This window comes from Flagellimonas olearia, from assembly GCF_004150225.1.
Lineage (GTDB): Bacteria > Bacteroidota > Bacteroidia > Flavobacteriales > Flavobacteriaceae > Flagellimonas > Flagellimonas olearia.
In genome coordinates, this window is sequence record NZ_ML142908.1 from 757,910 (window position 1) to 781,080 (window position 23,171).

At 44.9% G+C, this 23,171-nt stretch carries 22 protein-coding genes; 16 read left to right on the plus strand and 6 right to left on the minus strand.

Annotated elements, in window-relative coordinates; genetic code table 11:
* Window positions 1–253: 253 nt before the first annotated feature.
* Window positions 254–1,006: a phosphatase PAP2 family protein gene (locus DN53_RS08675; protein WP_129653983.1), complete on the plus strand. Its 753-nt coding sequence runs from the start codon at window positions 254–256 to the stop codon at window positions 1,004–1,006.
* On the opposite strand, the gene brnQ is transcribed toward DN53_RS08675, so the two are convergent.
* Complete coding sequence (gene brnQ / locus DN53_RS08680; RefSeq protein ID WP_129653984.1) at window positions 1,003–2,292, minus strand: branched-chain amino acid transport system II carrier protein; 1,290 nt, start codon at window positions 2,290–2,292, stop codon at window positions 1,003–1,005. The genes DN53_RS08675 and brnQ overlap by 4 nt on opposite strands.
* 260 nt (window positions 2,293–2,552) lie before the next feature.
* On the opposite strand from brnQ, the gene DN53_RS08685 reads away from it, so the two are divergent.
* Entirely contained in the window at window positions 2,553–2,807 is a 255-nt protein-coding gene (locus tag DN53_RS08685; RefSeq protein ID WP_129653985.1) for a hypothetical protein, read from the plus strand.
* 120 nt (window positions 2,808–2,927) lie between these two features.
* Here the strand turns inward: DN53_RS08685 and thiL are convergent, their stop codons facing one another.
* A complete protein-coding gene (gene thiL, locus DN53_RS08690) occupies window positions 2,928–3,974 on the minus strand; it encodes a thiamine-phosphate kinase (RefSeq protein ID WP_129653986.1) in 1,047 nt (348 codons plus the stop codon).
* Window positions 3,975–4,038: 64 nt separating this feature from the next.
* Here thiL and DN53_RS08695 point away from each other — a divergent pair, with 64 nt between their 5' ends.
* From DN53_RS08695 to DN53_RS08750, 12 genes are all read left to right on the plus strand, one after another.
* On the plus strand, window positions 4,039–5,307 hold the full coding sequence (locus DN53_RS08695) for a choice-of-anchor B family protein (RefSeq protein ID WP_165357326.1): 1,269 nt from the start codon (window positions 4,039–4,041) through the stop codon (window positions 5,305–5,307).
* A gap of 3 nt (window positions 5,308–5,310) precedes the next feature.
* A complete protein-coding gene (locus DN53_RS08700) occupies window positions 5,311–6,657 on the plus strand; it encodes a hypothetical protein (RefSeq protein WP_129653987.1) in 1,347 nt (448 codons plus the stop codon).
* 118 nt (window positions 6,658–6,775) lie between these two features.
* Window positions 6,776–7,105 (plus strand): HesB/IscA family protein, encoded by a 330-nt coding sequence (locus tag DN53_RS08705; protein ID WP_129653988.1) that lies wholly within the window; start codon window positions 6,776–6,778, stop codon window positions 7,103–7,105.
* 44 nt (window positions 7,106–7,149) lie between these two features.
* Entirely contained in the window at window positions 7,150–8,595 is a 1,446-nt protein-coding gene (sufB, locus tag DN53_RS08710) for a Fe-S cluster assembly protein SufB (RefSeq protein WP_129653989.1), read from the plus strand.
* Window positions 8,596–8,613: 18 nt separating this feature from the next.
* Window positions 8,614–9,489, plus strand: coding sequence for an N-acyl homoserine lactonase family protein (locus DN53_RS08715; protein WP_129653990.1), 876 nt, complete (start codon window positions 8,614–8,616; stop codon window positions 9,487–9,489).
* Window positions 9,490–9,507: 18 nt separating this feature from the next.
* Complete coding sequence (gene sufC, locus DN53_RS08720) at window positions 9,508–10,260, plus strand: Fe-S cluster assembly ATPase SufC (RefSeq protein ID WP_129653991.1); 753 nt, start codon at window positions 9,508–9,510, stop codon at window positions 10,258–10,260.
* A 98-nt stretch (window positions 10,261–10,358) separates the two neighbouring features.
* A complete protein-coding gene (sufD, locus tag DN53_RS08725; protein WP_129653992.1) occupies window positions 10,359–11,675 on the plus strand; it encodes a Fe-S cluster assembly protein SufD in 1,317 nt (438 codons plus the stop codon).
* 26 nt (window positions 11,676–11,701) lie between these two features.
* Window positions 11,702–12,928 carry an aminotransferase class V-fold PLP-dependent enzyme gene (locus tag DN53_RS08730; protein WP_129653993.1) on the plus strand — a complete coding sequence of 409 codons (1,227 nt, stop codon included), beginning with the start codon at window positions 11,702–11,704 and terminating at the stop codon, window positions 12,926–12,928.
* A gap of 72 nt (window positions 12,929–13,000) precedes the next feature.
* On the plus strand, window positions 13,001–13,423 hold the full coding sequence (locus DN53_RS08735) for a SufE family protein (RefSeq protein WP_129653994.1): 423 nt from the start codon (window positions 13,001–13,003) through the stop codon (window positions 13,421–13,423).
* A 6-nt stretch (window positions 13,424–13,429) separates the two neighbouring features.
* Complete coding sequence (locus DN53_RS08740; protein ID WP_129653995.1) at window positions 13,430–13,759, plus strand: DUF59 domain-containing protein; 330 nt, start codon at window positions 13,430–13,432, stop codon at window positions 13,757–13,759.
* A gap of 73 nt (window positions 13,760–13,832) precedes the next feature.
* Window positions 13,833–14,339 (plus strand): DUF2480 family protein, encoded by a 507-nt coding sequence (locus DN53_RS08745; RefSeq protein ID WP_129653996.1) that lies wholly within the window; start codon window positions 13,833–13,835, stop codon window positions 14,337–14,339.
* Between the two features lie 367 nt (window positions 14,340–14,706).
* Window positions 14,707–15,645 carry a DUF3078 domain-containing protein gene (locus DN53_RS08750; RefSeq protein WP_129653997.1) on the plus strand — a complete coding sequence of 313 codons (939 nt, stop codon included), beginning with the start codon at window positions 14,707–14,709 and terminating at the stop codon, window positions 15,643–15,645.
* Window positions 15,646–15,920: 275 nt separating this feature from the next.
* Here DN53_RS08750 and hflX read toward each other — a convergent pair whose 3' ends face one another.
* Complete coding sequence (gene hflX / locus DN53_RS08755) at window positions 15,921–17,132, minus strand: GTPase HflX (RefSeq protein WP_129653998.1); 1,212 nt, start codon at window positions 17,130–17,132, stop codon at window positions 15,921–15,923.
* A gap of 96 nt (window positions 17,133–17,228) precedes the next feature.
* Between hflX and DN53_RS08760 the strand changes: the two genes are divergently transcribed.
* The gene (locus DN53_RS08760; RefSeq protein WP_129653999.1) at window positions 17,229–18,176 is read left to right on the plus strand and encodes an endonuclease/exonuclease/phosphatase family protein; all 948 of its coding nucleotides are present in this window, start codon (window positions 17,229–17,231) and stop codon (window positions 18,174–18,176) included.
* Window positions 18,177–18,330: 154 nt separating this feature from the next.
* Window positions 18,331–20,529 carry a S8 family serine peptidase gene (locus DN53_RS08765; RefSeq protein WP_129654000.1) on the plus strand — a complete coding sequence of 733 codons (2,199 nt, stop codon included), beginning with the start codon at window positions 18,331–18,333 and terminating at the stop codon, window positions 20,527–20,529.
* A gap of 262 nt (window positions 20,530–20,791) precedes the next feature.
* Here DN53_RS08765 and DN53_RS08770 read toward each other — a convergent pair whose 3' ends face one another.
* Genes DN53_RS08770 through DN53_RS08780 form a run of 3 tightly spaced genes read right to left on the minus strand, consistent with a single transcriptional unit; the run spans window position 20,792 to window position 23,106 of the window.
* Window positions 20,792–21,505, minus strand: coding sequence for a 3'-5' exonuclease (locus tag DN53_RS08770; RefSeq protein ID WP_129654001.1), 714 nt, complete (start codon window positions 21,503–21,505; stop codon window positions 20,792–20,794).
* A gap of 9 nt (window positions 21,506–21,514) precedes the next feature.
* Window positions 21,515–21,985, minus strand: a complete 471-nt coding sequence (locus DN53_RS08775; RefSeq protein WP_129654002.1) for a methylated-DNA--[protein]-cysteine S-methyltransferase — start codon at window positions 21,983–21,985, stop codon at window positions 21,515–21,517.
* Window positions 21,985–23,106: a CNNM domain-containing protein gene (locus tag DN53_RS08780; protein ID WP_129654003.1), complete on the minus strand. Its 1,122-nt coding sequence runs from the start codon at window positions 23,104–23,106 to the stop codon at window positions 21,985–21,987. Before DN53_RS08780 ends, DN53_RS08775 begins: the two co-directional genes overlap by 1 nt.
* Window positions 23,107–23,171: the final 65 nt, after the last annotated feature.

The window sequence follows — 23,171 nt, forward strand, 5'->3', positions numbered from 1 at the left end:
CCATTTCATCTTCACCTTTAATTTCCTGTTCGTATAGTAAAACCGATTCGCCTTCCCTTTTAAGGGTTTTCAGAAATCCCCCGTCAATTACTTTATGGGATTGGTAAACCCATACCTGCCATTCGTCAATTGGGCACACAAACTTATCTAGGGAACCCTGAACTTCGAGGCTCTAACGCCTGAACCGTCCCGTTCTGGCCGCAGATAAGTTTAACCTACTTCATGCCTTGGAGGCGTGCACAATTAAAAAAGAATGGCAGATTTTATAAAACTGGCAGTACTGTTCTGTTTGTTTTGTCCGAATCTGTTTGCACAACGCATACAGCCAGATTCCCTAGAACAAAACATCAATTCCGAATTCAATTACAAAAAGCTGATTATCCCTACCGCTTTGATAAGTTATGGGTTTATAGGTCTTGAAAGTGACGGCATCAAACGCTTTAATCTACAAATGAGGAGCGAGATGGATGCACTCCGGGACAGGAGTACATATATAGATGACTATAGCCAATACGTTCCCATGGTGTCCGTATATGCCTTGAATGCAATTGGGGTCAAGGGGAAGCATAATTTTAAGGATAGGACCATCGCCTTGGGCACCGCATATGTGATCATGGGGGCCACGGTACAAGGCCTCAAGAGACTCACCGCCATTCAAAGACCGGATGGAACCGCGTATAACGCATTTCCTTCGGGCCATACGGCAACCGCTTTTATGGCTGCGGAATTTTTGAATCAGGAATTCGGTGAAGTGTCCGTTTGGTATGGAATATCGGGATATTTGGTGGCGGCATGTACCGGCTTTCTTCGGATGTACAACAACCGACATTGGTTCACCGATGTGGTCACTGGAGCTGGCATTGGGATTTTAAGCACAAAACTGGCTTATCAAATCGCTCCCTTTGTAAAAAAAATAGTGTTTGGGGACAACGATTTCTTCAAAGGCATCAAGATAGATTTCCATGCCGGCGAAATGTTTGGGGTGGCATTATCCGCATCGTTTTAAGAAACGAAATTTTGACCATTCAATTTTTTCTGAAACAGATTGGATATCACAAAAACCAGTATAGCGGGAAGTACCCATCCCAATTGATAGTTGATCAAGGGCAACCATTCAATGTATGGCCCTATTGTAGAACTTAATCCCACACTTCCCAAAAAATCCGGAATACTAAAAATCATGGTGGTGATCACCACCCAACGAAACACCCAAGGTGTGGCAAGTTTTTCCGGGACAACGTTCAGTAGAATCAATATAATCGTAATGGGATAAATCAGCATAAGGGCCGGAAGTGCCACGGCGATGATATAATCCACGTTGAGCTGTCCCATGAGAATCCCTAAAAGACACCCGATGACGGCCATAATCCGATAGGCCAAAACAGAATCGTTGAATTGACCCTTAATAAAGTCCGAAGTGCCCGTTACAATCCCCACAGCAGTGGTGAAACAGGCAAGACTCACCAAAAGACTTAGGAACCAATGGGCGGTGCCACCCAATGTCTGTAGACTGATACCACTTAAAAGCGCAGTCCTTGAAATGGATGGGTCAAAGGAGTCTCCAAACACGGCCCCGGTAAAAATGAGTCCGGCATAGACCAGGAACAGCCCCAGACCAGCTAAAAATCCGGATTTTCGGATCAGACTTTTTTTGGATTCGAAAGAAGCATCCGCATTCTTTAGATTGATGGAAATGATAATGACGGCTCCGACCACAACGGCCCCTATGGCATCAAAAGTTTGGTAACCTTCCAAAATTCCATGACTGAATGGATGTGTTATCTGGGAGGCACTAAAATTAAAATCGAATGAAAAAGTGGCCACCATAAAAATAAATAGAAGGATGGCCAAGATGCCCGGGGTGAGCAGTTTGCCCACCAAATCCAAAATTTTGGACCGGTTTACCACAAAAACGTAAACCAACGCAAAGTAGATAACACTGGTAATCCAACTGGGGGTGTCCCACATAGGTTGAACGGCCATTTCATGGGTAACTGCGGCCGTCCTGGGAGAAGGAAGGGCAATGGCAATGGCATAGACCAAATAGCAGTAGACCCAACTGAATACGGGAGATACTTTTTTGGCAAAATCGAACATGGTGCCCTGCAAGCGGGCATGGGCCAAAATACCCAATAGGGGAATGATGACTGCGGAAAGACAAAACCCCAAAGTGACCAACCACCATAGATTCCCCGAGTTGAATCCCAATTGTGGGGGTAAGATAAGGTTACCCGCACCAAAAAAGAGCGAGAAAAGGGCAAAGGCAGTGATCGTTAACGATTTTTTGTTCATAAAGTGTTGATAATATTTTCTTAATGTATTATATTTCGAAAACGCAATTCAACGAAATAAGCTGACTTTTTGCCGATTAACGTGTATTTCATCGAAAAAAACGATTTGGCGTAATATCCGTGAAATAAAAAGTTATCAACATTCGTTCAAAAAGAAAACCGTTCAACTAAAAACCAACGTATAACAAAAAATTACAGTTAACTAATTACGGCATTTTTTCGATTCCCCAAATCGCATGTGCTCACCAAACAACACCGACTATGAAGACTCCCTCCTCACAACATGGCAACAAATTCTCCTCATTCTTCTGCAACCTTTTTGGACACCACTACACGGTTTCCAAAAAAGTGACCCAACACATTAAGGAATACAAATGTATCCATTGCCAAAAACAGGTCACTACCGATGTAAGCGGCAAACTTTCGGCCCTTACGCCCCAGATGCAGGAAATCAACAGCACATTGGAAGATATGTACAGAAAAAGAAGAAGTAGGGTGGTGCACCAAGTGGCATAACCCTTTTTTCTTTTAGGGAAAACATTGCTTATCCCGGAAACTTAAGTAAGTACCTACGGCTATCGGTTGCGTGCCCCAAGACCATGAAGTGGATACCCTTGATTTTCGGGATTTTTTGTACTATCCATTGAAGGAGTTCCAGCCTTGGGCCGTCAATGGAATTTTAGTTTTGGCGCGGGTCACCAAATGGGCCCCTTCGCTCTTTTGGGTCATATGCCCGATCACGGTCAGGTTGGGGTTGGCCTTGATCTTTGGATAATCCCCTTGGTCCACGGTGAACAACAGTTCGTAGTCCTCCCCTCCTCCCAAGGCAATCATGGTGCTGTCCATTTTAAACTCCTCAGCGGTTGAAATTACGGTAGGATCCAATGGAATCTGGTCTTCAAAAAGGTTACAACCCACCTCGCCTCTTTTGCATAAATGCAGGATTTCCGAAGAAAGTCCATCGCTGATGTCGATCATGGAAGTTGGTTTCACCTCCAATTTTTTAAGCAGCTCCACCACGTCTTTTCTGGCTTCAGGTTTTAGTTGTCGTTCTACAATGTAGGAGTAGGGCTCCAAATCGGGCTGACTGTTGGGGTTCACTTTGAACACTTCTTTTTCACGTTCCAACACTTGCAGCCCCAAATAGGCTCCTCCCAAATCGCCACTTACCACCAATAGATCATTGGCCTTGCTTCCCTTTCGATAAACAATATCCTCATCATCGGCCACACCCAATGCAGTGACACTAATGATCATACCCTTATTGGAAGAGGTGGTATCCCCACCCACAAGGTCCACATGGTAAATTTTACAGGCCGTGGCCACACCTTCATAGAATTCCTCCAGCGCTTCCAAAGGAAACCGATTGGAAACCGCAATGGAAACAGTGACTTGGGTGGCCATGGCATTCATGGCATAGATATCGGACAGATTTACTATCACCGATTTGTATCCCAAATGCTTCAAGGGCATATAGCTTAAATCAAAATGGACACCCTCCACCAACATATCGGTGGAAACCACAGTTTTTTTATCTGCAAAATCCAGAACAGCGGCATCATCACCAATACCCATTAATGATGAAGGCTGGTTCAGTTTAAAATTTTGGGTAAGGTGGTCAATGAGGCCAAACTCTCCCATTTCCTCCAAGGATGTGCGCTGCGGATTCTTATCTTCTATCATGGGGCAAAAGTAAACAGGATAATTATAAATTGTATCTTTAGTAGAGACTTAAAATTGCTGTGTTATGGCCAGTAAAGCTATTTTACCGCTTTTGGCGATTTTATTTTTTATGGGGTGTTCCAGCGACAATGGAACCGGAATTCCCAACAATGATCAAAATGGAGGAAACGGGGGCGATGGTCCAAATATTGGGACCGGAGTGGTGACCCGCAGTTTTTCGGCTTGTGAGGGAGGTATGGCCGATGTGTATCCTTGCCAAGAATACGACCTACTTTTTCAGATGGATTTAGGTGCTTTTGCCGCCGCCAAGGGCAACGATATTTGGGGTTGGACCGACACCACCACGGGAAATGAATATGCCTTGGTGGGTCTGGACAATGGTACGGCATTTGTGGACATCACCGATTCTGAAAACCCTTTGTATTTGGGAAAACTGTTGACCGCTACCGTGGCAAGTTCTTGGCGGGACTTAAAAGTATATGGCGATTTTGTTTTTATCGTTTCCGAAGCAAGTAATCACGGCATGCAGGTTTTTGATTTGAAAAGATTGCGAGACGTGACTGAACCTCCGGTTGAATTTACCGCTGATGCCCGATACACAGGAATTGGAAATGCCCACAATGTGGTGATCAATGAAACCATGGGATTTGCCTACCCCGTGGGAACCGCTCGAAACGATGCCTTTAACGGGGGAGTGCATTTCATTGACATACAGAATCCCTTAAACCCGAACGGCGTAGGAGGCTATGGAGCCAATGGGTACACTCATGACGCCCAGGTGGTTACCTATAATGGGCCGGATATGGATTATGCGGGACGCGAAATCTTTATCGGGGCCAATGAAAGTCAAATTGCCCTAGTGGACATTACGGATAAATCCAACCCCGTTGAAATAGGGACCTTGACCTACCCCAACATCGGATATACCCATCAAGGTTGGTTTACTGAGGACCAGCGCTATTTTATTTTGGGGGACGAGTTGGATGAGGTGGATTTTGGCTTCGATTCCAGAACCCTTGTCTTTGATTTTTCTGATTTGGACAATCCTGTCTTGCATACCACCTATTTGGGCCCGACAGGAGCCATCGATCATAACGGGTATGTAATGAGCGATGAGTTTTTCTTGGCCAATTATACAGCAGGAATGCGGGTGTTGGATATTACTTCCATTGCTTCTGGAACCATTACCGAAAAAGCCTTTTTTGACACCTACCCTTCCAATAACACTGCTGGGTTCAATGGGGTGTGGAGTGTTTATCCCTTTTTTGAAAGCGGTAAAATTCTTATCAACGACATCAATTCTGGATTGTTTGTGGTTCAAAAATCAAACTAGGCCATGAAGAAACCCATTCTACTTTTTTTTCTTGTACTGTGTTTTTGGTCTTGCTTGGATGATGATTACACCATGGACCAAAATATGGAGCCACCTTTCTTGGGAGAAGTACAATGGATGAAAAGTTTTGGAGGCTCTGGGGAAGATACAGGGCGTTCCATCATCCAGACCATGGACGGGGGATATGCCATTTTGGGATACAGCAATAGCACGGATGGGGATTTGGAAGGCAAGAGCTTGGCGGTAAATGATTATTGGCTGTTGAAATTGGACGCTGAAGGCAACCTTCAATGGAGTAAGACCTACGGAGGGAGCAAGGATGACCTTGGCCAGGCGGTAATCCAGACCACGGATGGAGGGTATGCCATTGTGGGCTATGCCATGAGTGATGATGGCGATGGGAGCAATAACGAAGGCTTTCATGACAACTGGATCTTGCGATTGGATGCCAACGGCTCTATTTTATGGGAACAAAGTTTTGGTTTTTCAGGGCATGATCATTGCTATGATGTGGTCCAGACCGATGACGGCGGTTTCTTTTTTGCTGGATTTTTGGATGTGACCCAATCCAATGGCGAGGGCAACTTCGGAAAAGGGAGCAACTACCTTACCCGTCATGGAGTGGGTGAGTTTTGGGGAACAAAAATAGATGCGGATGGCAACCTGCAATGGCGACGCTATTTCGGGGGAACCAATAACGATCGGGCCCATGGGGTGGTCCAGGCCAATGATGGTGGATTTGTCATGGCCGGCTTTTCGGAAAGTGATGATTTTGATATCTCCAACACCAAGGGCAGTTATGATTTTTGGGTGATAAAAGTGGATGCGAATGGCACCTTGCTATGGGAAAAATCCTTTGGGGGAACAGGAATTGAAGTATCCAACGATATTGTCAAAACTCCAGATGGCGCATATGCCATCGTGGGGCATACCTTTAGCACAGATACAGATGTTTCCCGCAACAATGGAGGTTCCGATGTCTGGCTCATCAAAATAGATGATAATGGGAATTTGCTTTGGGAAAAGACCTTTGGGGGAACCGAATTTGATGACGCCAATGGTTTGGCGGTCACAAAAGAGGGCGGTTTTGTGATTGCTGGAAATTCAAAAAGCACCGATGGCGATGCTACTGAAAACCAAGGGGAAAATGATGTTTGGATCATTAAGACCGATGCGCAGGGAAATCTCATCTACCAAAAAACCTTTGGCGGGTCTAATTTGGACTTTGGTTTTAGCGTCGTGGAAAGCACTGATGGTGGGTTGATCTTGGTCGGTGATGCGGCTAGTAACGACTTTTCTGGAATTGATTCCAAAGGCATGACCGATCTTGTGGTCATCAAAATAAAATAAGCCTTTTGGTTCCATAGAAAACCCCTATGGGCATATTCGTTATTATAATGTTAGGATGTATGGTAAAACCCTACAGATACAGTATATTTGTAGGCTATTTAGAACAAATCCAGTTAAGATGATCAAAGTTTCGGAAACAGCCAAGCAGAAAGTCGTGACGCTCATGACCGAGGAAGGTTTTGATGCCAATACCGACTTTGTGCGCGTAGGCGTAAAAAGTGGAGGGTGCAGCGGTTTGTCCTATGAATTGAAGTTTGATAAAACCGCTTCGGACACCGATAAAGTTTTTGAGGATAATGCCGTGCGCATCATTGTGGACAAAAAGAGTTTTTTGTACCTGGTGGGCACCACCTTGGAATATTCAGGAGGACTCAACGGGAAAGGCTTTGTTTTTAACAACCCCAATGCCCAGCGCACTTGTGGTTGTGGGGAGAGTTTTTCTTTATAATTGAATTGATAATTGGCCATTGCCAATTGACTTATTGACAGAACATGGCGTATACAGAGGAAGAATTAAAAAAAGAGCTGGAAACCAAGGAATATGAGTATGGTTTCTACACAGATATAGAATCGGACACCCTGCCCAAGGGCTTGAACGAGGAAATCGTCATTGCCATTTCCAAAAAGAAGGAAGAGCCGGATTGGATGACGGAATGGCGCTTGGAAGCTTTCAAGGCCTGGAAGGAAATGGAAGAGCCCGAATGGGCCAATGTTACTTATAAAAAACCCGATTTTCAGGATATTTCCTATTATTCGGCACCCAACAAAAAACCCAAGTACAACAGCTTGGATGAGGTGGATCCAGAGTTGCTGGACACCTTCAAGAAGTTGGGAATATCGGTGGATGAGCAAAAGAAATTGGCTGGTGTTGCCGTGGATATTGTCATGGACTCCGTTTCCGTGGCCACGACCTTCAAGAAGACCTTGGCCGAAAAGGGGATTATCTTCTGTTCCATTTCCGAAGCCATTCAGGAACATCCTGAGTTGGTGAAGAAGTATATCGGCACAGTGGTTCCCAAAAAGGATAACTTCTATGCAGCGCTCAACTCAGCGGTCTTTTCCGATGGGTCTTTCTGCTACATTCCGAAAGGGGTGAGATGCCCCATGGAACTCTCTACCTATTTCCGAATCAACCAGGCCGGTACAGGTCAGTTTGAGCGTACCTTGGTCATTGCCGATGAGGGGAGTTATGTGAGTTATTTGGAAGGTTGTACCGCACCTTCACGGGATGAGAATCAATTGCACGCCGCTGTGGTGGAACTGATAGCAATGGATGATGCCGAAATAAAATATTCAACCGTTCAAAACTGGTTTCCCGGGGACAAGGAAGGCAAAGGAGGGGTTTTCAACTTTGTGACCAAGCGTGGGCTTTGCGAAAAGAACGCCAAAATTTCTTGGACACAGGTGGAAACAGGTTCAGCCGTCACTTGGAAGTATCCTTCCTGTGTGCTGAAGGGAGATAACTCCATCGGGGAATTCTATTCCATTGCCGTGACCAATAACTTTCAGCAAGCGGATACGGGTACCAAGATGATCCACTTGGGCAAGAACACCAAGAGTACCATTATTTCCAAAGGAATTTCGGCCGGACAATCGCAAAACAGCTACCGAGGATTGGTACAGGTGAACAGCCGGGCAGAGAATGCGCGGAATTTTTCACAATGCGATTCCCTTTTGATGGGCAATCGATGTGGGGCCCATACCTTCCCGTACATTGAGGCCAAGAACAAGACGGCACAAATAGAACACGAGGCCACGACCAGCAAAATTGGCGAGGACCAGATTTTCTATTGCAACCAACGGGGTATCGATACCGAAAAAGCCATCGCTTTGATCGTGAACGGATTCAGCAAAGAGGTGTTGAACAAACTGCCCATGGAGTTTGCTGTGGAGGCCCAGAAATTGTTGGAAATCAGTTTGGAAGGATCGGTAGGATAATCAAACAACACAATGAATATGAAAAAGCTACTTGTACTACTATTGGTTGTTGGCGCATTTTCATGCAAGCAGGCCAAAAAGGAAGCTGCAGAATCGGAAACAGCGGTGACCGAGGCAGCAAAACCCGAGATAAAGCTCTATGCTTTTAGCGGAGGTACCGTAAATGCCAATATGTTGGAGCTCTTTTCACAGGATACCACGTACACGGGTCAGTCCAAGGAATTTGCCGATGCTTTTTACGTCATCGTTCACCCCAAGGGCACTTTGATGTGGGATGCAGGTCTTCCCGAAAGCTTGGTGGGTCTTCCAGAGCCCTTTACATCACCCGATGGGGCATTTACCGTTTCCCGAAAAGATTCCGTGGCCAACCAATTGGCAAGTATCGACATGACTGTTGATGATATTGATTTTATCGCATTGTCCCATACCCATTTTGATCATATTGGCCATGCGAACGTGTTTGCAGGGTCCACGTGGTTGGTACAGGAAAAGGAATACGACTTTGTGACAAGCGAGGACAACCAAAAGAGCAATCCGGACATCTACAATTCCATTAAAGAGCTTACCAAAGTGAAGAAAATCAATGGGGATTACGATGTGTTCGGGGATGGAAGTGTGGTAATGAAATTTATGCCAGGCCATACCCCTGGCCATCAAGTGTTGTACTTGGATATGGTTGAGCACGGACCGTTGATGCTTTCTGGGGACATGTACCATTTTTACGAGAACCGGGAGTTCCGAAGAGTGCCCATTTTTAATTACGATGTGGCCCTCACCAAGAAAAGTATGGGAGAGTTTGAAGCTTTTGCCGAAGAAAAAGGGGCAAAAGTGTATTTGCAACACTCCAAGGAAGATTTTGAAAAACTGCCCCAGGCACCCAACTATTTACAATAATATTTGAAGAAGAACAGAATGCTAGAGATCAAGAATTTACACGCAAGCATAGAGGATAAAAAAATCCTGAAGGGGATCAACCTTGAGGTGAATGCAGGAGAGGTACATGCCATTATGGGACCCAACGGTTCCGGGAAGAGTACCTTGGCCTCCGTAATTGCCGGAAAGGAAGAATTTGACATCAAGAAAGGGACCATTTCCCTGAACGGTGAGGATTTGGAAGAACTGGCCCCCGAAGAAAGGGCACACAAAGGCATATTCCTGTCATTTCAATACCCTGTTGAGATTCCCGGGGTAACGGTGACCAACTTCATAAAAACGGCCATCAATGAGTCCAGAAAGGCAAGGGGGTTGGAAGACATGCCGGCCAATCAGATGCTCAAGTTGATCCGGGAAAAATCGGAACTGCTGGAAATTGACCGAAAGTTTTTGTCCCGTTCCTTGAACGAAGGATTTTCCGGTGGTGAAAAGAAACGAAACGAGATTTTCCAAATGGCCATGATGGAACCCAAATTGGCCATTTTGGATGAGACCGATTCTGGATTGGATATCGATGCCCTTCGAATTGTGGCCAATGGGGTCAATAAATTACGGAGCAAGGACAACGCCATCATTGTGATCACACACTATCAGCGTTTGTTGGACTACATCGTTCCCGACTTTGTCCATGTACTTCATGATGGTAAGATCGTAAAATCCGGAACCAAGGAATTGGCCTTGGAGTTGGAAGAGAAAGGGTACGACTGGATCAAGCAGGAAGCTACGGTATAGCAACTTATGTCATTCCCATGAAAATGGGAATCCATTCTGAGAAAAGACCTTAATTAATGAGATTCCTGCCTGCTCAGGAATGACAATGAAAAGATAAAATGGATTTAAAAGATAAATTACTTTCCTCTTTCTTGGCTTTTGAGAACAGTGTGGACTTGGAGAACCCGGTTCATGACTTACGTTCCGAGGCCATCAAGAACTTTGAGGAAAAAGGATTTCCTTCCAAAAAGGAAGAAGCTTGGAAATATACCTCCCTGAATAGTTTGCAGAAGGTGGACTTCAGTATTTTCCCTAAGGAGGAAAGCACCTTGGAATATAAGGACATCAAAAAGTATTTCCTTCACGAGATAGACACCTACAAGATTGTCTTCGTGGACGGGGTCTATAGCTCCTACCTTTCGGAAACCACCCATGACGGGGTGGATGTCTGTTTGATGAGTTCTGCGTTCAGCAAACCAATGTTCAGGCAGGTGATAGATGTGTATTTTAACAAAGTGGCCTCCAAGGATGAATCCTTGACCACCTTGAATACGGCCTTTTGTAAAGAAGGGGCCTATATCTACATCCCGAAGAACAAAATGCCCAAGAAGCCCATCCAGATTTTGCATTTGGCCACGGGGAATGAGGCGGCTTTGATGTTGCAACCCAGAAATTTGGTCGTTGTTGAGGAAAATGCGGAGGTACAGATCATTGAGCGGCACCAAAGTTTAACGGAGAATGAGGTCTTTACCAATTCCGTTACCGAGATTTTTGCGGCCAAGGATGCCAATGTGGACTATTACAAAGTGCAGAACGATGCCAATACGGCCTCGTTGGTGGACAATACCTATATTTCCCAAAAGGACAATAGCGTGGTGCGGGTGCATACCTTTTCCTTTGGAGGCAAATTGATCAGGAACAATCTGAACTTCTATCAGAATGGGGAACGAATCGATTCCACTTTGAAAGGAGTCACCATTTTGGGCGAAAAGCAACATGTGGACCACCACACCTTGGTGCACCATGCCCAGCCCAACTGCGAGAGCCATCAAGATTATAAAGGAATCTTTGGGGAGAAATCCACAGGAGTCTTCAACGGGAAGATCATTGTGGACCAGATTGCCCAGAAGACCAATGCCTTTCAGCAAAACAACAATATTTTGATCAGTGACAAGGCCACCATCAACACCAAGCCCCAGCTGGAGATTTTTGCGGACGACGTAAAATGTTCCCACGGGTGTACCATTGGTCAGTTGGATGAGGAAGCACTGTTCTATCTGCGTTCTAGGGGGATTCCCAAGAAAGAGGCCACGGCCTTGCTGATGTACGCTTTTGCCAACAACGTTTTGGAAAGTGTGCGTATTCCAGAGGTGAAGACCAGAATCAACAAGATCATCGCCAATAAATTGGGGGTTCGTGTTGGATTTGAGCTGTAACCCATAACAATCTTTAGGCAATTTTCATGATAGAGACCTCTTTGGACATAGCGGCCATCCGAAAAGATTTTCCCATTTTAAACCGGGAAGTCAATGGACAACCTTTGGTGTATCTGGACAATGCGGCCACATCGCAGACCCCTCAACAGGTGATCGATGTGATTGTGGACTATTACCAGAACTACAATGCCAATATTCATCGTGGGGTGCACAGTCTTTCACAGGAAGCCACGGATGCTTATGAGATTGCCCGGAACAAGATTCAGAAACATTTCAACATAGCCCATTCTTATGAGGTGATTTTCACTTCAGGGACCACACATGGTATCAATTTAGTGGCTACCGGGTTCACTTCCTTTTTAAAGAAAGGGGATGAGGTATTGGTATCGGCCATGGAACACCATTCCAATATTGTGCCGTGGCAAATGCTCTGCGAGCGTACCGGTGCCCAATTGAAGGTGATACCCATGAACTTGGATGGGGAATTGGTCATGGAAGAATACCATGCACTTCTCTCGGAGAAAACTAAACTGGTGTTCTGTAACCATGTATCCAATGCGTTGGGGACCATCAATCCCATTAAAGAGATTATTGATGCGGCTCATGAGGTAGGCGCCGCGGTGTTGATCGATGGGGCACAGGCTGCGGCCCATATCAAACCGGACCTGCAGGCCTTGGATGTTGATTTTTATACCGTTTCAGCCCATAAAATGTGTGGACCTACCGGTGTAGGGATGCTTTATGGTAAGGAGGAATGGCTCAAGAAACTACCGCCTTATCAAGGAGGTGGGGAGATGATCGCGGAAGTCACTTTTGAAAAGACTACTTATGCTGATTTGCCCCATAAGTTTGAAGCGGGAACACCCAATATTTGTGGAGGAATTGCCTTTGGAGCAGCCTTGGACTATATGAATCATCTCGGTTTTGATGCCATTACCCAATATGAGGATGAACTCATGCACTACGCCACGGAACAGTTGCTTTCCATTGAAGGGCTTAAAATTTATGGGACGGCGGCGCACAAGACCTCGGTGATTTCCTTCAACATTGAAGGCATACACCCTTACGATATCGGCACCATTTTGGACAAGTTGGGCATTGCCGTTAGAACAGGACACCATTGCGCACAGCCCATCATGGATTTTTATAAAATACCGGGTACGGTACGGGCCAGTTTTAGCTTCTACAATACCCAGGATGAGGTGGATAAGTTGGTGGCAGGAGTGAAAAGGGCCAAGGGGATGCTGCAGTAGTCCGGTAGTTATCTTTATCTTAAATACTTGATAAGCCACGGACCGAGTTGTATTTTTGAATAAAACCAAAGCATGACCATACAAGAAATACAGGAAGAGATCATAGACGAGTTCTCCATGTTCGATGATTGGATGCAGCGCTATGAATACATGATCGAATTGGGAAAATCCCTTCCTCTTATCGATGAACAATATAAAGTGGATGATAACCTTATCAAAGGGTGTCAGAGTAAGGTTTGGGTACATGCAGATTTGGATGGTGACAAATTGGTGTTTACTGCAGATAGTGATGCGATTATCACCAAGGGAATCATTGCCATTTTAATCAGAGCGTTCAGTAACCAAAAGCCCCAAGACATTATTGATGCAGACACAGCATTTATAGATGAAATTGGATTGAAGGAACATTTGTCGCCAACGCGAGCCAATGGTTTGGTGAGTATGGTAAAGCAACTGAAACTGTATGCCGTTGCGTATCAAACACAATTAAAATAGCAGAAAATGAGCGAAGAAACCACCATAGATACACAAGATTTGGGAGATAAGATCGTAAGGGTACTCAAGACCATTTATGACCCCGAAATTCCTGTGGACATATACGAACTGGGTCTGATTTACGACGTGTTCGTGAACGAGGACTACGATGTGAAGATACTCATGACCTTAACGTCGCCCAATTGCCCGGTAGCGGAAAGTTTGCCGATGGAAGTGGAGGAAAAGGTAAAGTCTTTGGACGAACTGAAGGATGTTGAGGTGGAGATTACCTTTGATCCCCCTTGGACCCAAGAACTGATGAGCGAGGAGGCTAAATTGGAACTGGGGCTCCTTTAAGAATGTCATTCTGCACTTGATGCGGAATCCAAACTTAAAATTAATAGATTCCTGCTTCCGCAGGAATGGCAGCATGGAAAAAGAAATTGTAAATAGGGTTGCCCAAAGTAAATTGGTCACTTTTGATCTGGAGGATCTGTATCCATCCGGGGAAAGAAGGATATTGGATATCAAAGACTGGTTGCACGAAGGCTTTATTTTGCGTGAGAAGGAATTCAGGATGCATGTGGAAGAGCATGATTGGTCTATCTACCAAGATGCCTATGTGGCCCTACAATGTTCCACAGATGCCATTGTGCCCGGTTGGGCTTTTATGTTGGTGGCCTCACGATTGAATCCCTATACAAAAAAAGTGGTGGTAGGCTCTTTGGAAGACTTGGAAACTGCGCTCTACCAAACCCTTTTGGACCAGCTGGATGTTTCCCCATTTGTGGACAAGCCCGTGATCATTAAAGGTTGTTCGCACAAACCTGTCCCTGAAAATGCCTATATCATGGCCATGGCCAAAATACAACAAGTGGCCAAAAGTGTCATGTACGGGGAGGCCTGTTCCTCGGTGCCAATCTTCAAGAAGAAGTAATACAGTATCGTTTTTAGTAATGTCAAGAAGTCCGTTTGCCTAATGGTCTTTTTTGTTTTCTTAAAGCCATCTATTGGTGAGAAACAAAGAATCCCCGCGGATACGGGGACTCTTTAATCAAAAAAATAAGAAAATGAAAACTAAAAAAACCTTTACTGTATGAAATTGGTATAATGTAAGTCATTGAACAGCTCTTACATTGAAGCGCAAGGAAGCCAATTCAAATCAAAAAAGGAGGGGTGAATTGACGCATGGTATATTTGACTTGATGGATGCAGGTTTTGAATGAACGGGATGGTTTTGAGCCTACGGATTTATAGGTGACATTTCTTACTTTTGCGGTTCTAAACAGTAAACTCCATACACTATGAAAAAACTACTTTTTACCCTATCGGCATTTTTTGTGCTGGCCACGTCTCTGGCCCAGACCCAGACCGAAGAGGAACTAAAAGCCCAGATTGCCCCTAAAAAAGATTCCATTGCCGCGATCCAGGGACGCGTAAATGCCTTGCAGGCCCAGTTGGATGCCCTGCCCGGTTGGAAAATAGGTGCCTTTGGTACCATTGGGGGAAACTTTTCCAACTTTGACAATTGGTATGCCCAAGGCATTCCCAATAACTCGTCCGGGAATATTGGCTTTACGGTGAATGCCTATGCCAATCTTCAAGAAGAGAAATTCTTCTGGAGAAATGCGGCCACGGTAAACCTTGCCTGGGTAAAGTTGGATGATAAGGACGATCCCACCGATGATGATAGTTTCAGACAGGCAACTGACGTGTTCAATATTTCGTCATTGTACGGAAGAAAGCTGAGCGAGAAGTTTGCCATATCTACCTTGGCGGAATATAGGACCACCCTTTTGAGCAATTTTAACGACCCTGGGTATCTCGATTTGGGTATCGGGGCCACATGGACACCCATTACCGATTTGGTGGTAGTGATCCATCCGCTCAACTACAACTTTGTGTTCAGTAGTGAGGATACCATTTTTGAATCCTCCTTGGGGGCCAAGATCGTGGCCGATTATACCAAGAAAATAGGAGCGGTGAACTTTAAGAGTAACCTGTCCCTTTTTCAGAGTTATGAGAGCGGCGATTTGAGCAACTGGACATGGACCAACTCTTTTGGCTATACCTTATGGAAGATGATCGGGGTTGGGTTTGATTTTGGTTTGAGGAACAACAAACAGGAAACTTTGAACTATGTCGTCAACAATGCCCCTACACCTGACCCCAATGCCACTTTTGATACCATTGACAACAAGTTACAGACCTATTGGACCTTGGGATTGAGCTATAAGTTCTAGAGGAAATCAGATAGATGCAAAACATAAAAAAAGCCCTCTTAACGAGGGCTTTTTTGTGGGGTCTAATATGATTTTTCAGTTTTTAAGACCATGGTCTAAGTAGGTTAAGATCATGCGAAGATCAAGGGTCGACACTAAATGACTTAAAAACAGGATGAAAGTAGTTCTTATGTGGTTATCCCTTAAACTTTTGTTGTGAACTGCCCAAAATCTGTGGTGGAACGCTATTTGGTAAGTAGTTGGTCGGGGAAATTCAACACATTGTCCTGATGGATTTAGTACTCATCCAAGTGCTCGGGATATAAAAAGTTGTTGTACGGAAAACGGGTTACATGAATGTCCCGTACTTCGTCATACACCCGCTTTCTGAATTCATCCAGATTTTCTTTGTTCAAAGCAGAGATGAACAAGGCCCTATCCCCAATCTTGTTGAACCAGGTATTCTTCCATTCCTCCAAGGTGAAATGGGCAGAGGTACGCTCGGTGACCAGATCGTCCTCATCAATGGTCTCTGGATGGTACTGGTCGATTTTATTGAAGACCATAATGGTCTTTTTGTCCGAACTTTTGATTTCATCCAGAATCTGGTTTACCGAAGCGATATGTTCCTCAAAGTTGGGATGGGATATGTCCACCACATGCAACAATAAATCGGCCTCACGAACCTCATCCAAGGTGCTTTTGAAACTTTCCACCAATTGGGTGGGGAGCTTTCGGATAAACCCTACCGTATCGCTCAACAGGAATGGGAGGTTGCCAATGACCACTTTTCTAACTGTGGTGTCCAAGGTGGCAAAGAGCTTGTTTTCCGCAAAGACATCGCTTTTACTGATCACGTTCATTAAGGTGGATTTACCCACGTTGGTGTATCCTACCAAAGCTACCCGTACCAAAGCCCCACGGTTTCCTCGTTGGGTCTCCATCTGACGGTCTATTTTGGTAAGCTTCTTCTTTAGGAGCGCAATGCGGTCCCGAACGATACGCCTATCCGTTTCAATCTCGGTCTCACCAGGTCCACGCATACCAATACCCCCACGTTGTCGTTCCAAGTGCGTCCAAAGCCCCGTAAGTCGTGGGAGTAGATATTCGTATTGGGCCAGTTCCACTTGGGTACGGGCGTAGCTGGTCTTGGCGCGTTGTGCAAAAATGTCCAAGATCAACCCTGTTCGGTCCAGTATTTTACATTTGAGTATTTTCTCAATGTTGTTCTGCTGGGCAGGGGTAAGCTCGTCATCAAAGATGACGGAACCTATTTCATGTTCCTTGACATAGTGCTCCACCTCTTCCATTTTCCCACTTCCAATATAGGTCTTGGGATTGGGCACCTCGACCCGTTGGATGAATCGTTTTTCCACCTCACCACCAGCGGTATAGGTCAAAAATTCCAATTCGTCCAGATATTCGTTCACTTTGGTCTCATCTTGACTTTGGTTGATGACCCCAATGAGTATCGCTTTTTCGTAGTCTATGGTTTTCTTTTCTAGCATGCAATGAATTAAAGTGCAAATCTAATCAATGTTTTGGAAGCGGTTTTGTACTTTGGGTTTTGTTATAACTATCCTTCACTAGAAAAACAAGATTCATTGTATCATCATAAGAACCGATATAGCATAGCCTTTTACAATCTGGAAAACTTCTTTGACACCAAGAACGATCCCCATTCGCTGGATGATGATTTCACCCCGGACGGCGATAGGGAATGGAACGAATCCAAGTACAACAACAAAGCGCATAAAATAGCCCGGGCCATATCAGAAATAGGTATGGAGGATAGCGATGTTCCTCCGGTGCTGTTGGGCATTGCCGAAGTGGAGAACAAACAAGTCATCCAAACCCTGCTCAATACCAAGGAACTCCAAGGAGTGGACTACAATTTTGTGCATTTTGATTCCCCGGATGAACGGGGCATAGATACGGCACTGATCTATCACAGCAAGCACTTTACGGTGCTGGATGCCGAGACCATTCCCCTTTTGGTGGACAACACTAATGGAGAACGCGACTATACAAGGGACATATTATACGTCCATGGAAGACTGCATACCGAAGAAGTCCATGTTTTTGTAAACCATTGGCCGTCTCGAAGGACAGGTGATGTTGATACCAGCTACAAACGGATAAAGGCGGCCGAGACCATTCTCCATAAATTGGAAACTCTTGAAGAAGATAATCCGAATTGTATTATCATGGGGGATTTTAATGACGACCCCAATTCCGAAAGTATACAGACCTTGATGGAAACAGGCCGGTTTATCAATCCAATGAAAAAGCTATTATCTCCCTTTTCCGGAAGTGCGAACTACAGGGGGGAATGGAGCCTCTTTGATCAGGTAATACTTTCGCACACTTTTTTGGACTTTGGAGTAGGTACCCATAGCTTCATAAAGGCTGAAGTGTTTGCTCCAAAATTCCTTCAGGAATGGAAAGGGAAGTACAAGGGCAACCCATTTAGGACCTATGCCGGGGAGAAATATTTGGGAGGGTATAGCGACCATTTTCCAGTGTATGTGGTATTGGAGGAAAACCTATAATTCATCGAAGAAAAATACTACACAACGCAAAAGTGAATTTTCACAACACCTTTACGAAAAGGAGTGTGCATTTCATCGAAAAAACCACGGTTTTTATCGAGGATATGGGCCGACGCCAATATATTCGTAGTCCAAATCTTACCATAAAATCAACATGGACTACAAAAGACCTATTCGGGCTACAGGAATTCTTCTCCCCCTTATCTTTTCCCTTCTAGGTGTTTCTATTGTAATGGGGCAATCCAAAAAAGCAAAGGAACAGATAAAAGCCACCTACAACCATGGAAAAATGGCGACGCTGATTTCCGAAATGGAACAGGAGCATCAGTCCAAGACCTTGAAAATAAACCAACTTCTTCAATCCAATAAAGGATTGAAAAAATCTGAAAAATCGACCAACGGAGGCCACATAGCCCTTAAGGATATCGGTTCTGATGGAACACCACTTTACTATACTACCTTGAGCGATCCATCGACCAAGACAGCAAGGGCCTATACGTTGTATACAGATGGCCTTATGAACCTTGGATTGAACGGCACTGGAATGCAAGTAGGGGTTTGGGATGCCGGGGTGGCATTGACCAGCCATCAAGAGTTTGATTTTAGGGCTATGAATTCAGATAACACGGACGAAGTTAGCCTACATGCCACTTTGGTGACCGGAAACCTTATCGCATCCGGGGTGGAGCCTAGTGCCAAAGGGGTTGCCTATGGCGCACAGGCCATGACCCACGATTGGACCCGTGACAAAATTGAAGTAGCCGAAGCGGCTGCCAATGGACTTTTGTTGAGCAACCACTCCTACGGAATACTTTCAGACCGGGTGCCAGACTGGTACTTTGGGTCTTACATTAAAGTGACCCAGGATTGGGACCGAATCATGTACAACGCACCGTATTATTTAATGGTAACGGCTGCGGGGAACAATCAGAAATCGTATGACAACGCTACTCCAAATTTTGGACAAACTGCGGACGGCTTTGACCTATTGTTGGGATTCACGGTAGCCAAAAATGGGCTCACCATAGCAGGTGCCAATACTGAAATTGGAAGCAAAGGCGAATTGAAGGAGGCTACAGTTGCCGGGTACAGTAGCTTTGGTCCTGTGGATGACGGACGCATAAAACCTGATTTGGCCGGGGATGGGTCCAATATTCTTTCCACTAGCTCGGAAACCAATTCCAGCTACCAACTTTCTGCCGGTACTTCCATGGCGGCGCCAGGGGTTACTGGATCTCTTTTGTTGTTGCAGCAATACCACGAAGAGCTCTATGGCGCTTACATGAAAGCGGCGACCCTAAAAGGTCTTGCCTTGCATACTGCGGATGATGTAAATGATCAAGGTCCCGATTACAAAATGGGCTGGGGGGTAATGAACGCCAAGACGGCTGCTGAGGTATTACAGAATAAAGAGTTTACTGCCTTGATCAATGAAGAAAGCTTGACCAATGGAGAAACCTTTTCCATTACGGTTACAGCCAATGGGACGGAACCTTTAATGGCTTCCATTTCTTGGACCGATCCCGAAGGGAACTATATCAATAGGGGAGAGTTGAACAATACCACCGCTGCCCTTACCAACGATTTGGACATCAGGATCACCAAGTCTGGAGAAACCTACTATCCTTGGAAATTGAATCCTGCCAAGGCCAACAACGCGGCCACAAAAGGAGATAATAAAGTAGATCCCTATGAGCGAATTGAAATTGGGAACGCCAACGGACAATACACCATCACGGTTACCCATAAGGGTAATCTGACCAATGGGTTCCAAGATTTCTCATTGATTGTTTCCGGGGCGCAGGTTTCCCAGTGTTCCATTGAAACGCCATCCAATGTGGAATTGATTTCATCCACGGATACAGGGTCTACCATCTCATGGTCCAATGCCAACGAAACTCTTTTTGAAGTACAATACAAGGCCATTGATAAGGATGAATGGACCACTGAACTTCTTTGGGACAATCAATTTGAACTTTCCAATTTGGAAGTTGGGACGGTTTATGAGTCCCGAATCCGTGCCATTTGTACCGAGAATGCGGTTTCCGAATTTTCGGAACTCTTCCAGTTCGAATTCAATGGAGAAGATACCGAGGCCATGGTGTATGAGCCTTTGACCTATGCGCAAGATTTTCAAATACAGGTGTATCCCAATCCTGCAGTAAATTATTTGGCCCTACAATCGGAATTGTCCCCGGATGCCGAATATTCCATAGTGACCACATCGGGGAACATTATTGAAAGGGGAAAAGTGGCAGGAACCATCAATGTATCTGCACTGGCTTCCGGTCTATATGTTTTGGTGGTACAGGATTATGCCGGAATCAGAAGCACGAAGTTTTACAAAAACTAACCCGGTATGGGCATTTCCACTCCAATACAGGTGATAGGCTCCGAAGCAAGAAAGGCAAAGTGGTTCATCAAACTCTTTTTGATGCCCATTATACTTTTCTGAAATACAAAAAATAAAATTTTAGGGGATTCCTCGCGCCACTCAGAATGGGAATGGAATATTATAAAAAGTGATACGATTTGCCCCAAGGTTTAATATTCTGACATCAGACATCGGACATCGGACATCGGACTTCTGATATCTGAATAAAACACACTCATCGTTAGACCTTCTTGATTTCGTCCTCAGAAAGTAACTTCTCGTTCCGTAACCTCAGAAATACCTGGGCCGTGGTCACCACATCCAATTCGCAATAAGAGATGATCCTATCAATGTCCTTGTCCTTGTAGTAAACATCTTTCACCATACTGCCATCCATGTCCTCTTTTGGAGACGGAATGCCGAGGATATGGGCCAGTAATTTTAGGGAGGTGTAGTGCTTATAGTCCCCAAACTTCCAGAGTTCCATGGTGTCCAGATGGGGTACTTCCCATGGTTTTTTACCGAACAGATCCAATTTATAGGGCAGATTGATGCTGTTGATGACCATGCGGCGGGCAATGTACGGAAAGTCGAACTCCTTGCCATTATGGGCGCACAACACGTGTTTGGTTTGGCTAAAATGGTCTTTCAGTAATTGTTTGAACTGTTTCAGGATTTGGGTCTCCCCCCCATGAAAGGAAGTGACCCTAAAGCTTCGGGTTTCTCCCTTAATGACAAAATACCCAACCGAAATGCAAACGATCTTTCCGAATTCGGCCCAAATGCCGGCGCGTTCATAAAAGTCTTCGGGACTGATTTCGTCCTTTCGCTGGTATTGTGTTTTCTGCTCCCAGAGCAATTGTGTGGTTTCATCCAAATTGGGGAAACTCGGATTTTGAGGTACGGTCTCGATATCCAAAAAGAGGATATTCTCTAGGTTAAGTTTATAAAGCATGGTAGCGTATTAAAAAAGAGTGGTCTGCTTTGCAGGACTCTCATGTTCCAATAACCATTTTTTTCTATGCAGGCCACCTGCATAGCCAGTGAGGTCTCCGTTGGTCCCAATAACGCGATGACAGGGAACCACAATCCAAAGAGGATTTTTGCCATTGGCCGAGGCTACTGCACGAATGGCTTTTACATCGCCTAGTCTTTTGGAAAGTTCCAAATAAGAAATGGTTTTTCCAAATGGGATTTCAAGAAGGGCATCCCAAACCTTTTTTTGAAAATCGGTGCCGGAAGGGTTCAGTTTTAGATCAAATTCCTTTCGTGAACCCTCAAAATATTCCTTGAATTGGTAGATCGCATCTTCCAACACCTCAGGAATTATACCAATGGGTTTTTTGTCATCAAATACAGACACGGAGGCCAGCCCATTTTCATCTCCTTGAAATTCAGCGTAACCAATAGGTGTTTGTAAATAAGCAACTTCCATTATTCTATCTCATCTTCATCTTCAATAATGCCCAAACGTTGAGCGCGTTGATGCCAATTCTTTCTGGCGAGGGATTGAAGGTCTTCCACGTTGTCACTTTCATCCATGATCTCCAATCCAAGAAGCGTTTCAATCACATCCTCCATGGTCACTAACCCACTTACCGAACCATATTCGTCCACCACCAAGGAAACATGCTCCCGTTGCTTCACCAACCTGTCAAATAATTCAGGAATGGGCTTGGTTCTATTGGTAACCAAGATTTCGCGTTTTAATTCTGAAAGCGTCTGACTACCTTTTTTATTGATGATAGCTTCCATAAGCTCATCTTTAAGGAAAAAGCCCGTGATGTTGTCCATGCGGTCTTTGTAGAGCGGAATCCTTGAAAAACGCAAAGGACGGTTCGCATCAAAAAATTCCTTGATGGTCATATCCTCGGATGCTATTTTCATAACTGTCCTTGGTGTCATCACATCCTTGGCCAATATCTCATCAAACTTGAGGAGATTCTTTATGACTTTGGATTCCGATTCATGAAAAACGCCTTCTTCATGGGCAATTTCGGTCATGGCGGTAAAATCTTCGCGGCTCAGTACACTACCATGCTCTCCCTTGGCTCCAATTAACTTGGTGAATAGTTGTAATATCCATAGTAATCCGGTCCATTTAAGGGCAAATACCATGGTGCTAAGGGCTTTGCTGGTAAAGTTGGCCAATTGTTTCCAATAGGTGGCCCCAATGGTCTTGGGAATGATTTCCGAAGCCACCAAGATCAAGATGGTCATTAGGGTGGACACAATTCCTACCATGAGGTCTTCGGTGAATTGAAACCCAAGTATAGTTCGTTTTGTGGTCCCGTAAATATCGGCATAGGCCACCTTGGCCTGTACCCCCACCAATATGGCGCCAACGGTATGGGCTATGGTGTTGAGGGTAAGAATGGCGATCAACGGTTTGTCCACGTCTTTCTTTAAAGCCTCCAAAGTACCGGCGTATTCCTTGCCTTCCTGCTTTTTTAAGTTGATGAACGTTGGGGTGATGCTCAGTAGTACCGCCTCCAAAATGGAGCATAAAAAGGAAAAGAAAATGGAAATGAGGGCGTAGAATAGTAGTAGTCCCATGAATCTAAGTGTTGATTCAAAAGTAGCTAAAATTCTATACAGCCAAAGCGTTGGTTGCGCTCATT